At 49.4% G+C, this 15927-nt stretch carries 11 protein-coding genes; 3 read left to right on the top strand and 8 right to left on the bottom strand.

What is annotated here, in order from left to right:
• Positions 1–2: 2 nt before the first annotated feature.
• From ACOIT5_RS11860 to ACOIT5_RS11850, 3 genes are all read right to left on the bottom strand, one after another.
• Positions 3–3398, bottom strand: coding sequence for a DUF1080 domain-containing protein (locus tag ACOIT5_RS11860; RefSeq protein ID WP_423126374.1), 3396 nt, complete (start codon positions 3396–3398; stop codon positions 3–5).
• Between the two features lie 41 nt (positions 3399–3439).
• Positions 3440–4708, bottom strand: coding sequence for a Gfo/Idh/MocA family oxidoreductase (locus ACOIT5_RS11855; protein ID WP_423126373.1), 1269 nt, complete (start codon positions 4706–4708; stop codon positions 3440–3442).
• 139 nt (positions 4709–4847) lie between these two features.
• Entirely contained in the window at positions 4848–7094 is a 2247-nt protein-coding gene (locus ACOIT5_RS11850) for a LamG-like jellyroll fold domain-containing protein (protein ID WP_423126372.1), read from the bottom strand.
• Positions 7095–7432: 338 nt separating this feature from the next.
• On the opposite strand from ACOIT5_RS11850, the gene ACOIT5_RS11845 reads away from it, so the two are divergent.
• Positions 7433–8533 carry an alanine racemase gene (locus tag ACOIT5_RS11845; protein WP_423126371.1) on the top strand — a complete coding sequence of 367 codons (1101 nt, stop codon included), beginning with the start codon at positions 7433–7435 and terminating at the stop codon, positions 8531–8533.
• 1 nt (position 8534) lies between these two features.
• Here ACOIT5_RS11845 and ACOIT5_RS11840 read toward each other — a convergent pair whose 3' ends face one another.
• The 5 genes from ACOIT5_RS11840 to ACOIT5_RS11820 form a co-directional block, all read right to left on the bottom strand.
• Positions 8535–10343 (bottom strand): prenyltransferase/squalene oxidase repeat-containing protein, encoded by a 1809-nt coding sequence (locus ACOIT5_RS11840; RefSeq protein ID WP_423126370.1) that lies wholly within the window; start codon positions 10341–10343, stop codon positions 8535–8537.
• Between the two features lie 66 nt (positions 10344–10409).
• Positions 10410–11243, bottom strand: coding sequence for a hypothetical protein (locus tag ACOIT5_RS11835; protein WP_423126369.1), 834 nt, complete (start codon positions 11241–11243; stop codon positions 10410–10412).
• A gap of 8 nt (positions 11244–11251) precedes the next feature.
• Complete coding sequence (locus ACOIT5_RS11830; protein ID WP_423126368.1) at positions 11252–12817, bottom strand: polyprenyl synthetase family protein; 1566 nt, start codon at positions 12815–12817, stop codon at positions 11252–11254.
• Positions 12818–12822: 5 nt separating this feature from the next.
• Positions 12823–13998: a radical SAM protein gene (locus tag ACOIT5_RS11825; RefSeq protein WP_423126367.1), complete on the bottom strand. Its 1176-nt coding sequence runs from the start codon at positions 13996–13998 to the stop codon at positions 12823–12825.
• 1 nt (position 13999) lies between these two features.
• Positions 14000–14770: an ATP-binding protein gene (locus ACOIT5_RS11820; protein ID WP_423126366.1), complete on the bottom strand. Its 771-nt coding sequence runs from the start codon at positions 14768–14770 to the stop codon at positions 14000–14002.
• A gap of 207 nt (positions 14771–14977) precedes the next feature.
• Here ACOIT5_RS11820 and ACOIT5_RS11815 point away from each other — a divergent pair, with 207 nt between their 5' ends.
• Positions 14978–15235: a TfoX/Sxy family protein gene (locus ACOIT5_RS11815; protein WP_423126365.1), complete on the top strand. Its 258-nt coding sequence runs from the start codon at positions 14978–14980 to the stop codon at positions 15233–15235.
• A 58-nt stretch (positions 15236–15293) separates the two neighbouring features.
• A complete protein-coding gene (locus tag ACOIT5_RS11810; protein ID WP_423126364.1) occupies positions 15294–15719 on the top strand; it encodes a VOC family protein in 426 nt (141 codons plus the stop codon).
• Positions 15720–15927 lie beyond the last annotated feature (208 nt).

Here is a 15927-nt window from a genome sequence, read left to right as displayed (position 1 = left end):
GACTATTTCAATTCCTTAATCCGAAGATTCCGGAACTTCAGTTCGGAGCCGTGTCCCAGAAAGGCGATATGACCGGAATGGCGTTCCAGACCGGGATGTTCCTTGTGGTCGGCTGTTCCGTTTTTACTTGCTTCCTTCATATTTCCGTCAACAATCACTTCGCCGTTAAGGGTGATCTTAATATCATCGCCTTTAACGATCACTTCCTGGTAATTCCAGTCGCCAACCGGTTTCAGGAAACCGCGTTTGGCCGGGATGATGCCATATACCGATCCGTGGTACTGGTATGGCTCCAGTTTGGCATAAATTGGCGCGGTATCATCGAGGATCTGCAACTCTTTGCCCACATAAGCGGCGTCGCCTTCCATCGGCGTATGAATTCCGAGGCCATTGTTAGCGCCCGGGGTCAGCTGAAACTCGAAGCGAAAAATGAAGTCGGAATATTCTTTCGCCGTATACAGATTGCCCCGGCTTCCTTTTGTCGGATAAACGGCAATGACACCGTCCTCGGCGACATAATCGGTTTTATTGCCCACCCAGAGATCAAGGTTCTGGCCGTTAAACAGGGAAACGAAGCCTTCTGCCTTTTCTGTTTCGCTCAGGTTTGAGCTGTCCGGATTAATCTCGCGGACATAGATATTCCGGAAGGCCAGGTCGGTACCATGAGCCTGCAATTCGATGGGTCCTTCGCTGAAAATCGGGATGTTGCGGTCCCAGTAGTTTTCCAGGATCACGTTGTCGACAACAAGAACACCGTTCAGGTAAACCGTGACCCGCTGGTCAACCATCCGGATGCGGAAGGTGTTCCAGTCGCCAATGGCATTGTCGGCCAGAACCAGCGGCTTGCTGGGATTTTTTGAATTGTTATAAAGTCCGCCCGATCCAACCTGGGCGCCTACGTCAACACAGGCCGTGTCCCAAATCTGAACCTGGGGCGTTCCGCGCAGGTAAATACCGCTGTCGCCGTCTTTGGTAATCCGCCAATCAACTACCAGGTCAAAATCCTTGTAACTTTTCACGGTACACAGGTTGTCGCCTTTCCCGTTGAATACGATGGAACCGTTTTTCACCGACCAGTTTTCGAGCATGCGTTTGTTTGCCGCAACCTGTTCTTTCGCCAACATGGCGGCTGACATCTTTGCCCTGGCAATTGGATTCTTCACCAGTCCTTGCCACCCGCTAAGGTCTTCGCCGTTGAAGACAGACAGATAACCCGCTTCAGCAGGCATTTTATCCAGGTATTCCTGGATATCTATTTTAAAATACTGGCTGTCGGGACCTGTAATTTTCTCTTTGACTTTTTCCAGCGTTTCCCGGACGACTTGTCCTGTTAGCCCGTTTTTCTCTCCGCCCGAAGGCAAAGCTATTTTCATAGCCGCCTGAGCTGCGACCCCGCTCAGTTCCTCCTGATCGAGGTAGTTGGATACAAAAACCAGCGACAGGAATGTTTTCACCGATCCGGCGAGGCTGATGACCTGTTTCTTTTCTTCGATCCCGGTACATTCGCCCATGATCTTGTCGAGCCAAAGCAGTTTCCGGTCGTCCGGAATAGCAGCCTGGTTTACCTGTCGGAGATAAGCGCTGAGCGCCTCTGCCCGGAAAGCCCGATAGTCGTTGGTGCTAAAAATAGTGAATAATGCCGGTAAAGCAGTGTGATCGGTCCAGTTGGTCAGCGCTTTCAAAGCCGCTTCTTTTTCGGATTTTGTTCCGTCTTCCAGCAGCGAGTTAACGCTTTTCAAAGCATTCCCGTCGTTCAGGTACGGCAATACCGGGATCAGCTTTTCGCGTTGTGTCCCTGAGGTCAGCTTATTCAGCACAATGGAAGCCTGGGGATGATCATCGGACGCATAAAGCCCGATGATGGCTTTTTGTACCGCTTCCGTTTCGGCCGGAACAGAGGTTTTTCCGAGCAGTGTGATCAGTTGGTTGATGTTTTCAGGCTGGCTCATCCGGCTAAGCGCAGCATAGGCAGCCAGGCGTACTTCGGGGCTTTCTGACGCACAAAGCTTTTCCGCCAAACCAAAGTAGGCGCTTGCACCACGTCCGGCCAGCACTTCCATGAGTACCGTTTTACCGGCATCATTCATCTGACTCATTTCATCAGCAAGCTGGTTGCATTCGTTCACCGAACAGGAGGTGAACAAAGCTTCTTTCAACACGGGGTAATCATTCTGATCCTGTACTTTTTTCAACTGATCGAGCAGCAGCGGAACAGCAACATTTTTTTGGTTGATCACCAGAGCGCGGATTGCTTCGTGGCGAACAGCAGCCTGTGTGGCCAACAAAGACGGCAGAATAACTTCGGTCAGAACATTTTCATCCTGACGGGGAGCTAAAAAGTGAAGCAGTTCAGCCTGGCTTTCAGCCGAAACTTTTTTGAATCCGGCAATCCACTGCCCGGCTTGTCTCGAATTTAGCTGATCGCCGGCAATACGCATCACGGCAACCCGATAAGCCTTATCTGAGTTTTTGATCTCTTTTAAAAACAAGGGAACTGAAGTTTCTCCGTTCCCGTGCAGGATTGCCAGTGCAGCCGATCTGAACTGCAGCTGGTCTGTCCGGGTGCAGCTTTTCAACACGGCAGCACACAGCGAATTGCTTAATTTTACTTCATTGTTTTCAGCCAGCCGTCCGGCATACCGCAGGTACGAAACCATGCTTCCGTTTTCATCGGTGGCGAAACGTGCATTCTCTGCCGCCGATTTAAACAAGGTCGCTGAATTTTTCCCGCCGGTTTCAGCCAATGCCGCATATAACGTGGCTAAAACCGGAGCTTGTGCTTTTGCGGAGAGGGTGATCAGATAGCTTTCAGCCGGCTGATATTTCAGTACGCCTAAGGCTTTGATCAGCTCAGCCTGGCGAGGGCCGGTTTGAGATTGAAGGGCGCGGAGGAGGGTAGCGGCGGCCTCGCCGGTCCCGATCGTGGTTAGCGTGGCTACGGCCGGCGACGACAATTCAGGCACATCCAGGTATTTCGCCAATGCATCAACGGTGGCCGATTGCCCGCAGAAAGCCAACTGCCGGATGAGGAAATCCTTCACCTCCCGGTCCGAAGCTTCATTTAAGGCTGCCAGAAAAGAATTTTCAACCTGCTCCCTGACTTTTTCGCGCCCGGGAGCGCCGGCATAGCGGGCCAGACCGCCCACAGCATAACGCACCTGGGTGTCGTCGCCCGTACCTGCGGGAACAAGCAGGTTAAACACCTTGGCGAGACCTTCCGGTCCAAGGTCGGTAATCCCGGCCATCAACCGGTTGGTATGTTCCGCATCCGGCGCGGGAAACTGTGCCAGTATATCGGCCACCTTTGTGCCGATGGTCCGGGTGTCCTGGCTGAAAGACGGAACTGCCAGAACGGCTGTCAACAAAACAGTCAGTATATTTTTAAAAAGATATTTCATATTTCTTCTTGGTTTAACTCCATCATATTGTGCTTCGATCCTTAAATGGTCCATTCGCCGCGCATTGGCTGGTTAATGAGCTTGTTGGCTTCATCGTCATGAACAAACTCCTGTTTAACCGGGTCGAATTCCAGATTACGCCCCAATTGCAACGCGATAACGCCCATATTTACGATAGTACACGAACGATGCCCGTTTTCTTCGTTCAGCGCAAATTTCTTGCGCGTGCGTACCGATTCGCTGAAAGTGGTTATCCGGGGTTCCGGATCAGGAAGAGCGTCAATCAACTTATTCAGTCCGGGAATGTCCGATTTAAATCCTTTATAGATTTTCCCCTTAGGCCCCTCAATATAAGCGGCATTCTGATCTTTATTTTCACCATCGAGAATGATCTGGCATCCGTCAGCGTATGTATAGGTGATTTTTCGCCATGTTCCGATGGCGTCGTAGTGTTGCTGGGGAGCGTCAATCTCCACTTTTACCGGACTGGTATCGTCCTTGTCGAGAATATATTGCACCGGATCGATGTAATGCTGCCCCATATCGCCCAGACCGCCGCCGTCGTAATCCCAGTACCCGCGAAAAGTCTGATGCACACGGTGTTTATTGTAAGGTTTCAGGGGGGCCGGTCCCAGCCACATGTCATAATCAAGTTCGGCAGGAACAGGTTCCGGGCTGAGGTTGGTCTTTCCAACCCAGTAGAATTTCCAGTCGAAGCCGGTTACCCCACTGATGGTTACTTTCAGCGGCCAGCCCAGGGCCCCGCTTTGCACCGCTTTTTTCAAGGGTTTTACTGGCGTACCCAGTCCGTAAAAGTTATCTTTAAACCTGAACCAGGTATTCAACCGGAACATGCGGCCGTTCGCCTTCATGGCTTCCACCACGCGTTTACCTTCGCCAATGGTACGGGTCATGGGCTTTTCGCACCATACATCTTTACCGGCCCGGGCTGCCATCACCGACATGATACCGTGCCAGTGAGGCGGCGTGGCAATGTGGACGATGTCGATGTCGGGACGTTGAAGCACTTCCCGAAAATCGGCGTAACCTTTCACTTCTGCATTTACCTTCTTCAGGGTTTGTTCCAGGTGGTTCTTGTCGACGTCGCAAACAGCCAGCAAGCGGGTACCTTCATAGTTAATGTGCCCCTGCCCCATTCCTCCGACGCCAATAATGGCTTTTGTTAGTTGATCGCTGGGCGCCAGAAAACCGGCGCCTCCCATGACATGCCTGGGAATTATCGTAATCCCGGCAGCAGCAATCAGCGACTTTTTAATAAAATCGCGGCGATTGTCCGTTTTGTTATCCATTCGTATTTGATTTGATTTAGTATTTACCTGTCAGCTTGTTTACGGCAAAGAAAACAAAGAGGGTATAACAGCAGGGGTAATAAAAGGGGTAATGCCAAAAGAAAATAAGGCCAATACAAATCTTTCGTCATTGATCAGCTCAGACTTCCGAGGTCAGGTCTCTGAAATCGACCGGATAGGTCTCCTGGTACAACTCGCGGTAAAGCCTGACAAAGTGATTGTACAACGTCAGGGCAAGGCTTAATTTTCCCTGCCGGGTGAGGATTCGAAGTTTTGCACGAAGCGACGGTTCGTTGAGCGGGTCGTTCAGGCTAATCACCTCGGCTAATTCATGAATCAGGGAGGCCTGTTTATTCTCATCAAGCAGGTCGAAGAGCCTCAATCCCAGCTCAATGATCCGGTCGCTCATTTTGCTCACGTAAGGATCAAGCCACGATTCGGTCATATTTGGAAAAAGCGTCCCTTGGTTTAAAATATCCAGCAAGGCTTTGAGTTCTTTTTCGGGAACAGCTCCGTCACCAACCCATTTTTCGAGTTGCCCGATCCTGACCTGAACATCGGTATAATCGGCATAAACGGATGGACCGAACTCAAGAAACCAAAGCTTGTCGCGGAAGACCAGTTTGATGCCGGGACAGGAGGCAAGCGCCGCTTTGAGGTTTTGGATGTTGGTTCCCCGTGTGTTTTTGGCATGCTGAGGACTCATGCCGGGCCATAAGGTCTCCGATAATTTTTTCGTAGCGATTCCCTTTTGTCCATCCACACTATACAGAAAAATCAATACAAACAATTTTTTTATTTTGGGCGAAAACCGTTGGCTGATATCTATTCCCTGCCCGTTTATCACTTTCAAGCCTCCAAAACAACAGATTATTTCCCCATTGGCGGGCAATGCCGGAGTAACCGGCTTACAGGCTTCAGCCTTTACAGAAGAACGAGGTTGAAACTTCTGTTTCCGGCGCAGCAGGAAAAACAGCAGAAGAACAATACCCGGAATCAGGACCAGGAAAATCAGCGCGTAAGTTTTTTCCCGGTGTTTTATTCGCGAATCCTGGTATTGCCGGCGGATTTCATCGTCGTTGAGTTCCCTTGTCCAGATTTTTAACTCATCCATATATCCTGAAAAAAACTCTTCCCACAGGTTGCTGCCAATCAGCAAGGTATAATCCGATTCGTCATACGGAGTAATCAGGTCGGTTTGATCGGTCAGTTCACCATTGATATAAAAACTGATCCGGTTTTCATAGGCCGAGTGTACCAGGCCTACAAATGTCCATTGGTTAACCGGAACTTTTGAGTTTTGTCCCTGGTAATCTTTGATGCCCTGCATCGTATACGTGAGCATCCCGTTATGTAATTTCAGGACAAAATTTTTTCCTTTCCCCAGGATGCTGTTATTCGCTCCGATCTTTGTGGGTTTAATCCAGGCCGTGATGCTGAAATTCGTTTTTAACGATGTCTTACTTTGCAAACCGGCATCAACATAAGCCCTTCCCGGAAACCAGCCAACCTGTCCACGGGTTTCATCCTTTACAAACTCAATATCATAGGTCAATATTTCCTTTGTGTTGCCCCGTTCCCGGTTTACAATTTTCCCATTAAATTTAAAATGATCGCTCAAACCAAAGTCAGCGCTCAATTCAACCGCTTTAAAAATTTTCGGATAATTCAGATTTTCGGGCGAATCGAGAATAATATCGGGTGAAAACTGATAGCCCGCCTTATACGGGCTGAAAGTTCTGCGGGCCTGTCCTTCTATCGGAAAACAAAAGTACCCGTTGGCGATCCTGTTGGGATAATCTTTCCACGACACCCGGCCAAGAAGCTGGTCGCCCGACCGGATTACCCCGTAAATTTTCCGGTGAGAGTTTAACGATTCAATAAGCAGTATCAACGCATCAACCTGCCCTTTGGGACTTTGAATAAAGTTAGGCAGTTTTCCCGACTGCCTCCAAAGCCGGAACAACAAACTGCTGTCGGCTGGCTGGCCAATGTGGCTGACCACGCAGAGCAACTCGCGAAAAGTAAACAACGAGCTATTTAATAAACTATCTGTGCCTATTGACTCTAACCGGACCTGATCCATTTGTTCCGGCTTGATCAGGATTACACCGGGAAGCTCCGACTCATCATCCAAACCTGCATTTTCACAAATAAGCGGCAACGGGTTTTGTTTTACGGATATCTGTTGCAACAGATGGTTCATGTTCGCATCCGGCAAGCCCGGCTCAATGAAGGCGAGCGGCACTTTTCGGTCAGCCAGTTGTAAAATTTCCTGCATTGAAAAATCAGACAGACTGATCAGCAGGTAGGAGGTTAAACGGATTTTGGCCCGGGCGCTGTCGGGAAGTTCGGTGTACCACAAATGACCGGCTTGCGACAGCATGGCGGCCGCAATTAATTGAATTGTCAGAAACAGGCAATATGTTAATTTTTTCGGATACAAAAGAAACAGATCTAAAGCAAATTATCAGCAGACACAAAACTAAGAAAAGCAATTCAAAGTAATCTGTATCAGAACATCAAATTTCGTCTAAAAAACATATAAAACACCACACATCCTGATCAGGCCGGCCTCACCCTTATTCGACCTGCAATAATTTTTATTACTCATTGAAATGTTTAACTTTAAAGGCTTGTTTGAAAAATCAGATCCTGTATCCTCGTTTTTTTTAAGGAGCCTGTTTTTATATCTGATTTTCGTGGAATAAAACTGGTTTTATCATGGAAATAGTACACCCGACCCTGGTACTTGACAAAGAAGTTTGTCGCAAAAATATTGCCCGGATGGCAGCGCGGGCAAAATCAAAGAACCTGCAATTTCGCCCGCATTTCAAAACACATCAGTCAGCAGAAATCGGCGGGTGGTTCCGCGAATATGGAGTAACAGGTATTACTGTTTCGTCGGTAGCCATGGCCATGTACTTCGCCGAACACGGATGGACTGATATCACCATTGCGATTCCGGTTAACATCCTCGAAATTGATCAGATCAATCAACTGGCTCAAAAAATCAAGTTGAAATTATTGGTTGAGAATAAAGAATCGCTGCTTTATCTGGATAAATTTATCCGGTTTCCGGTTGGGATTTATATTGAAATTGATACCGGACATAACCGCACCGGAATTTCAGCAAGCAAAACCAACCTGACAGACAGCCTCCTGGAAATCATGCAGAATAATCCGCGTTTATCCTTTACCGGATTTCTTTCGCACTCAGGTCAAACTTACCAGGCCTATTCCAAGCACGATATTTTTAACCGCCATTTCGACGCCTTGCTAAAAATGCGTTCGCTCAAATGCCGTTACCAGTCCGATTGGCCCAATTTATTGTTATCATTGGGCGATACTCCGTCGGCCAGCATTTGCGAAAATTTTGATGGCATTGATGAAATCCGTCCCGGTAATTTTGTTTTTTACGACTTGATGCAATGGAAACTTGGCGCCTGTAAATTCGACGATATTGCAGTACGCCTGGTTTGTCCCGTCATTGCCAAATATGCTTCACGCAACGAAGTAGTAATTTACGGGGGGGCTGTGCATATTTCAAAAGACTCCATCACCAATACCGACGGAAAAGAGCTTTACGGTCAGATTGTTGTACAGACAAACGGCGAAAAAATGCTGCTCGACGAGCGGAACTACCTGCACAAACTCAGCCAGGAACACGGCATATTAAAAGTAACCTATAAAGATTTCAACTATTTCAACGTGGGCGACCTGGTTGAAATCATTCCCGTACACAGTTGCCTGACGGCAAACTTAATGGGAAGTTACCTCACCACCGAGGGCGAACGAATCAGCATGATTTGTTCCCGTGGATAATTTAGTTCGCCGGATCTTCGATTTCGGCCGTACGAACAACCGCTTCCAGGTAAGCCGTTAACGGATAGAGCTTTTCATCGTACCACAAGGAGGCAAAGTACAGCCCGATGGGCGAAGCTTTTAATCCGTGTTGAAGGAAAAACGCATCCAGCCAGTCCAGCCCCCGTGAACAAACCTGGTTATACCGACTGCCGGAAAGGGCAGACACCGCCAGGGCGGTTTCTTCAAGCGATCCGCTGACCGATTGATCACCTCCCCAACTGCCATCTTCATTCTGAACGGCCAGCAAAAATTGTTCAGCCGGATGCATGAGTTTTTGCAACTGTTCACGCATCGCGCGATCCGGCCAACTGTAACGGCTGACATCGTGCAAATAAGTCAGCACCCGCGCGGTGCCATACACCGGATTAATCTGGCCGGATGTATATTGGTTTCCGAACCAGAGCGGCAGCCAGCTTCCATCTATCTGCTGGTGTTTTTTCAGATAAGCGCCCATTCGTTTAACGGCAGAGCTAAACCTCGTTATTGTATCAGCGTCCAATTCCTGCCCAAACGCATCCAAACAGGCCGAAATAGCCAGCAGACAGTGACCGGTCAGGTCGGCACAACTCTGATCAAAGGGCAACTTACCCCAACCTTTTGAGAAAGTAGGAATGCCGCCGTCGCTATTTTGCAGTTGCAGCAGCCACTCACAGGCCGCCAACACCTGATGTTTGACCTCTTGTTTCGGTTGAAGTTGAAGTAAGGCCAGGATGGCTCCGGGCGTATCGTCGCCGTCGGGCACCGAACCGGAATGGCTGGTCCAGCCCCACCCGCCCGGATGGGCGCCGTTAAAGGGATGTATTTCCAGGTTTTGAATCTCATTCAGATGCCCCGCAATACGGGACTGCATCTCCGGCTTGAGCGCCTCATCCCTTCGCCCGCGAAGCGATTTTACGGCCAGGGTAGTCACCCAGGTCGATAAATCAATATCGATTGGCCAGCTGCCGTCGGCGCGTTGGGTACGCTTTAAAAAGGCAATCCCTTTCTCCACAACTTCCAACCCGCCAAAACCAGCCTCGATCAGGCTTAAGCTCACGAATGCCGTCAAGGGAATGGCTTCCAGGAAGCCGCCGCTTTCAGACATTAAACGTCGGAGCAGACTCAGCGCCGGACCTACAAACCCCTTCCTGAGAAACCGCCAAACAACATTCGACTTCTTCTTTTTGAAAACCACAATGCCTACAGCCACCAAAGCAGGAATAGCATAACTGACCACGCTCAGCTTAAGCAGCCGGTAAAATTTCCGGGGCACCAACGACAGTTCAAAGGGCAACTGGGGGACGTATTGGAAAGCGTCGTCGCCCGGAACGCCGCACAAACCACACATAGTGAGGATCGGAACAGAAAACGTGTAATCTTTCTGATAATGACCAAGAATAAATTCGGCGACCTGCGGCGAACGGACGTCAATTCCCTGCGCCGACAAATAAGCTGTAATTTTTTCCTGCAACACGGCTGTTTTTTCATCGGTTGCAGCATACAGGTTCGCGGCAGCATATACCAGCAAACTGGTACTCACATTCCCCGGACTGGCCGGCGTATCGCCAAAACTGCCATCGGCATTGACATTTTGCTGAAGCCAGTCCAAGCCCTTCCTGATTTCATCCCGGTTGGCTTGCGCGTCGTGAAAATGCAAAGCCGCAACAGCTACAGCCACTCCCAGTGCGCTGGACGACAATTCTCCGGTCCAGAAACCTTGCGGGTTCATTTCCTGCAATAAGATTCCGGATAACTCCTTAAAGCGTTTTTCAAGATCTTGCTTTGTCATAAATCAAGATAATCGTCTTTCACTAATTTCAACTTATACCGATGTTGTCTGCGTATACTCACCGTCTCAGCTCCCGGCCAAACTCCCCAAAGCCAGCAAACCGTAAAACGTGTATTCCAGGTCGCGGGTTTGGTCGCCATCGCCCGATAAGAATGCGCCGCCGGCATATTGCCGTTGAACAAAACTGAAACAGTCAGGGGCAATCAGCCGCAAATCATACCCTGTTTGCAGGGCATACAAGGCCACGCCTGTCGACAACAAATCGCCCGACTCCATGTGCATGAACGATTTAAAGCCCTGATCTCCATCCATAAAAGCCCGCAACTGCCGGTGTTGCTTTTCGGTTTTTAATCCCGCTTCGTGCCGGGCTACCGTCAAGGCGGCCAACAGGCTGCACGGAACATTCCCCTCCGGCTGATACACCCGTAAAACCAGCCGAACCAGGAAATATAACCATTCTTTCCGACCGTATCGGGCGTCAAACACCAGCAAAGATAAGAACAACTGGTAAGAGAAGTTCACACGGTATTCCTTCTTAAACAGCATCCCGGGCAGTTTTGACGAGTTATTTTTCCCGGGAGACAACGAATGCCGGATGAGCATCAACGCAAACCGGTCGACCGGTCTTTTCTCAAGGTCAATATCTTTTACCGAGGCGAACGCCAGCAGCCGCTCCAGGTTGCTTTTCATATTTAAAGCCGAGGCCAGCCAAAAACCAAACAAGGAATAATAGCAATCGGGATTTCCGGCACGATCGGTAAACGCGCCCGAGGGGTGTTGCTGACGGTCGGTAAACTGCCTGATTTCGTTTTGAATATCCGGGTCAAGCAAACTCAGTCCATCGCGGATGGTCCGGATAAACTGCAGGTAGAGTGGTCGGTCCCGTTTGGCAGGTTTCATGGTTCTTTTCAGAAGATTTTGCCCATCAGCCCGTATAAACTCAGTTTCAGCTTCAGGTTTTGCAGCCGGTCCAGTTCGCGATAGCATTTGTCAACATACAATTTCAGGAAAGCATCGGCATGTACATCCACTTTTTCATCGCTCATCAAACGGCGCAATTCGTTTGAACTCAATTTTGCCATCTCCTGCAGCCTGTATCCTTCATTTTCTGCCAGTTTTTCATTCAGTAAAGCCATTAAAAACGGGAAATGACGGGTATGCCCCGGCTGATGATCGTCGCGGAATTCATTCAAATCGTCGCGAATCTGGTAGGCGATGCCAAACCAGTCGGCAAAAGTTTCCAGGATTCTCAGTTCGGCGGGTTCGGCACCGCCGTTAATGGCCCCAAGCAACAGCGCTACCTTTACCGCTTCACCTGTTTTTTGAATGAAGATTTGCAGCAACTCGTCAACCGACGGCGCCTGGCTTTGTCCGTTCAGCATCAAGTCGGCTCCCTGTCCGGTTGCCAGGTTAAGGTGCGAGGATGATACCACGCGAAGCGATTCGGCCAATGCCACCGGATCGACGGGCAAACTTGCCAGCAACCGGTAGCCTTTACCAACCAGGTAATCGCCCACGTTAACCGCCACGGGGATGCCGTGTGTTTTATGCAGGGTTTCCTGATTGTAGCGGTAATCATCATCGTCTTCCAGGTCGTCATGAATCAGCGAAGCCTTGTGGAAGCATTCGATAATCATCGCCAGTGCAGCCTGTAAGTCCTCCCTTACCTCCCTGGCATACGAACGGTAAGCCAGCACTGTGAGTAAGGGCCGGATACGCTGGCCCCCCGCCATCAGCATGCGTTTGGCCAGTTTTTCGGTTTCGTTCCCTGCGCAAAAGAAATCCTGCAGGGTAAACTCGGTAAAATAATCCTGAACCTGATCTTTCAGCAGGGAAACCGAAAGCGGTTGAATGGCTGCATTCTGCTTTAACAAGTGCATTTCTTCAAACAGCCAGCCATAATCCAGGTTGGTATTTTCGCAGCCGTTAAACAACAGCGGCAAACCCATCACCGGCACGGCAGCCCTTGAAACCGGCTCAAACGACCGTTGCAACACGGGCATACAACTCACACCGATCACCGCATCGATGGCGCCTTCTTCAACCAAACCCACCGCAACGGTGGTTCCTTCGGCAACCAGGGTGGTGTACCCAAGAGCCTCCGCTTTTGTCAGCACGCTGTCAATCGGGCAGGCTTTGCAACCGGCACAAATTAAACCGAGCGAGTCCATATCGGCCTGACAAGTTTGGGTATTTTTCAGGCACTGCGGCAACAACAACAGGCGACGGTCAAAAGGGGTAGCTGCAACCACATCGCGCCAGATTTCGTTGCCGCACAGCACGATCGTAAAATCGAGGTATTCGTCGTCCATCCCCAAATGCCGTAGCAGTACCGCAGCCAGATTTTGCAAACGCACAAAACCGACCGGCGGACGTATTTTTTCGCGGGCAACAAACAAAGCAGCTTCCTTGCGAAGCAAACTTCGCAATTTCACATCCTGAGGTACTTTTAATAGTCGTTGCGTTTTTATCATCTTTTTTATCCGTAGGCCCCCAATCCAAAGAAGGCCCGTTTTTTCGCAAATTTATACACCCAACTTTTCTCCGGGATGGGTCTTCCCGATCCATGACTGCATATTTTTTCCATCGCGCGCAGGCGGGCGGCTTCATTGCGTCTGCCCGAAGTATCCGCTGCCCCGTGCCTTTCCGCAAAATCAACCAGCCAACGGGGGTCTTCCATGATGATGCAGCCGGAAGTTTTCTTTGGAATTTCTGCTTTCAATTCGGTCAGAAATGACGAAGACCGGTAAATTTCAGCCAGCGGTTGGTCTCCGACACGGTCGGTCGCAAACTGTATGACCGGGCAGGGTTCGATATAACCCGAAGCATTGATGTGATGACTCAAGCCCGTAGCGGCAGGACAAAGCCCCCTGCCCTCCCCGTCCCAATAGGCATCAATGATCGCAATTTTATATTTTGTCCGCGCTTCCACCATATGCAACCGCAGTTGTTCTATTTCTTCCTTATTTAAACTCAGCTCCACGGTGGCATTTTCGCCAACCGGCCTGTAAATGTAATACCAAAGATAAAGCACCCCCCGGTCAATCAACGATTGAATAAACGCAGGCGACATCGCCAGGGCGAGATTTGATTTGCAAACACTCATGGCAACTCCGGTCACCAAACCTGCCCCGACGGCCTGATCAATAGCCTGCCAGGTGCGTTGGTACACGTTTTTGCCCCCACGGCGAACATCGGCAACCTTTTCATCTCCTTCGAAGCTGATCAAAGGTGTTACGTTGGCACAACGGCGCAATTCATCCGCCACATCGGGGCTTAGCAGAGTCCCGTTGGTGAACAGTTGAAAATAGCAATCGGCATGTTTCCTGAACACACTGAAAAGCGGTTTGTACAGCAAAGGTTCTCCACCCAGAATTCCAAAGAAGTAGGAGCCTTGCGCTTTGGTTTCGGTGATGATCCGGTCTAATTGTTCAGCCGGCAGCCGGTTGTTTTTCTTTTTCCCCATCACCCAGCAACCCTGACAATTCAGATTACAATCGTCGGTTACCGAGATAAAATGAAAAGCCGGGAAAAACTGGCCTTTCTTTAACCGTTTTTGAAACCGGTTAAAACTGCGTGTACCTTTAATCCCCAGATTGTACACAAATTTATACAGACACCGCTTATCGGTATTAAACAGTAGTTGTTTCAGCATGTCAGTTCTCTTTTCGAATGCTTTCTTTGAATTCTTCCAGCGCCTTGCGCCGTTCTTCTTCGGCCAACTGCACCACCCCTTGTCTGAAAATGTTTTTCCTTGCCTGATTACGCTCATTTAGTGTAAAAAGCAAGCTTCCCGGCTTTGCCTGACCCGGTAGTTTTGACTCATCAACTTCGGCGCCGGCCAGCGCCGATTTCTCGGCCAGCCTCGGAAAGATAATGGCCGATGCCGGGCAAGTCCGTCCACAGGCCGGACAATTATTTTTACACGCCAGGGGGTTAACCACCCGCAGACTTTTTTTATCGTATTTGTAAACGCCAAACAGGCAAAAACGGGCACATTGTCCGCAAAGGGCACAGCGCGACTCGTCGATGACCGGAAACCAGGCCGGCACATCCAACTCAGCCTGCAGTACCCGGCAGCGGGCTTCACCTTCCTCTAATTGATGGCTTTCACTCAACTGTACCCCGATCTGTTCTGCCGAAAGCTCCCTGAAATTCAGCGCCTCAAATTTTCCAAAATCAATTCCAGCCTGTCCTAACAAATTTTTCACCGCACGCGGATAACAGGCAACAATTACTTTGCGGTCGTATTTTTCCGCAGTAGCTTGCAGCATGTCCTTCCCGGCGACCGACAGGGCGCACAAATCGCGAAGCTCGTATACATCGGCATCCAACCGGCGAAAAGCATCAGCTAATTCGTCCGTTTTTTCGCCCGAAATTACATGGGCCCCGCAACGGCAAAAAAAGATACCAGTTGAATGATTCATGCTACTTGTCAAAATTGGATTAGCTAAATAAATTAAAATCCGGGCAAAAGGGAAATCATCGTCCGGTTTATACGGGCGCATTAACAAGTTTTTACAAATTAACCGGTCCCCTATTCCCTGAAGAATACAATTTTAGCTTAAAATTTGATCCTGAAAGGGAGCATATGATACATATTCTTCCGTAAATTTGAAAAAAACAAAAAAACCATGACACAACTGTCCGACCTGCCCAACATTGGCAAAGTTGTAGAAGCCAAATTAAAAGAAGCCGGCATTGAAACTCCCGAACAACTCATCAGAATGGGAGCAGAACAGGCCTTTATCCGTTTGTCAACCATCGACAAAACAGTCTGCCTGAGTATGCTTTGCGGGCTCGAAGGCGCCATCCGGGGAATCCGCTGGCACCAGTTGCCCGGAAAAAGAAAAGAAGAGCTGCGGGCATTTTACCGAATAACACAGAGGTGACACCAGCCGGATCATCGTTAATCGTCGTACCTTAACCGAAATTAGAACTAATGTACCCATGAAATCGCGCTTAAACATCGTAACCCTTGGAGTGAGTAACCTCAAACGCTCACGCGAATTTTACCGCCAAGCCCTGGGCTGGGAGCCCGGAACAGGCAGCGACGATAACATTGTTTTTTACGGACAGGGAGGCATCGTGTTTGCCCTTTACCCGCTCAACGGCCTGGCCGAGGATGCCGGGATTCCGCCCGAACGAAGTGGTTTTTCGGGTGTGACACTAGCGATCAATCAGGACACTAAAGAAGCCGTTGATCAATTATACAGGCAAATCATTGAAAATGGAGGCCAGTCGCTGGTTGAACCGAGGGAAACATTCTGGGGCGGATATGATTGTTATTTTGCTGACCCCGATGGTCATGCCTGGGAAATTGCCTGGGCCCCCTTTTGGACATTCGATGAACAGGGGAGTTTGTTACTCGGGTAAACGCATTGTTATTTAGACATAAAATAAATAATGAATTTTCCTGCCGGAAATGGTTATTGTTCTGTTTTATTTTGATAACTTGACTGCCGGAAACCAAGCTCAAGCAACTTTTGGAGAAAAGACCGACATATTCCATCCACCTGTATTCCGGCAACTTCTTACAACCTGATACCCGGGGATTGTCCTCCCCAAAAAGACAACTTATCCT

The sequence above is a fragment of the Gaoshiqia hydrogeniformans genome (assembly GCF_049347105.1).
Lineage (GTDB): Bacteria > Bacteroidota > Bacteroidia > Bacteroidales > Prolixibacteraceae > Gaoshiqia > Gaoshiqia hydrogeniformans.
The sequence above is the reverse complement of the archived record's forward strand: the minus strand, read 5'-3'. Positions and strand labels throughout refer to the sequence as shown.

Excerpts from the sequence above, each read along its gene's own strand:
- ACOIT5_RS11845 (WP_423126371.1), top strand. The coding sequence starts at position 7,433 with ATGGAAATAGTACACCCGACCCTGGTACTTGACAAAGAAGTTTGTCGC.
- ACOIT5_RS11840 (WP_423126370.1), bottom strand. The coding sequence starts at position 10,343 with ATGACAAAGCAAGATCTTGAAAAACGCTTTAAGGAGTTATCCGGAATC.
- ACOIT5_RS11825 (WP_423126367.1), bottom strand. The coding sequence starts at position 13,998 with ATGCTGAAACAACTACTGTTTAATACCGATAAGCGGTGTCTGTATAAA.
- ACOIT5_RS11830 (WP_423126368.1), bottom strand. The coding sequence starts at position 12,817 with ATGATAAAAACGCAACGACTATTAAAAGTACCTCAGGATGTGAAATTG.
- ACOIT5_RS11810 (WP_423126364.1), top strand. The coding sequence starts at position 15,294 with ATGAAATCGCGCTTAAACATCGTAACCCTTGGAGTGAGTAACCTCAAA.
- ACOIT5_RS11835 (WP_423126369.1), bottom strand. The coding sequence starts at position 11,243 with ATGAAACCTGCCAAACGGGACCGACCACTCTACCTGCAGTTTATCCGG.
- ACOIT5_RS11850 (WP_423126372.1), bottom strand. The coding sequence starts at position 7,094 with ATGCTGTCGCAAGCCGGTCATTTGTGGTACACCGAACTTCCCGACAGC.
- ACOIT5_RS11855 (WP_423126373.1), bottom strand. The coding sequence starts at position 4,708 with ATGGATAACAAAACGGACAATCGCCGCGATTTTATTAAAAAGTCGCTG.
- ACOIT5_RS11820 (WP_423126366.1), bottom strand. The coding sequence starts at position 14,770 with ATGAATCATTCAACTGGTATCTTTTTTTGCCGTTGCGGGGCCCATGTA.
- ACOIT5_RS11815 (WP_423126365.1), top strand. The coding sequence starts at position 14,978 with ATGACACAACTGTCCGACCTGCCCAACATTGGCAAAGTTGTAGAAGCC.
- ACOIT5_RS11860 (WP_423126374.1), bottom strand. The coding sequence starts at position 3,398 with ATGAAATATCTTTTTAAAAATATACTGACTGTTTTGTTGACAGCCGTT.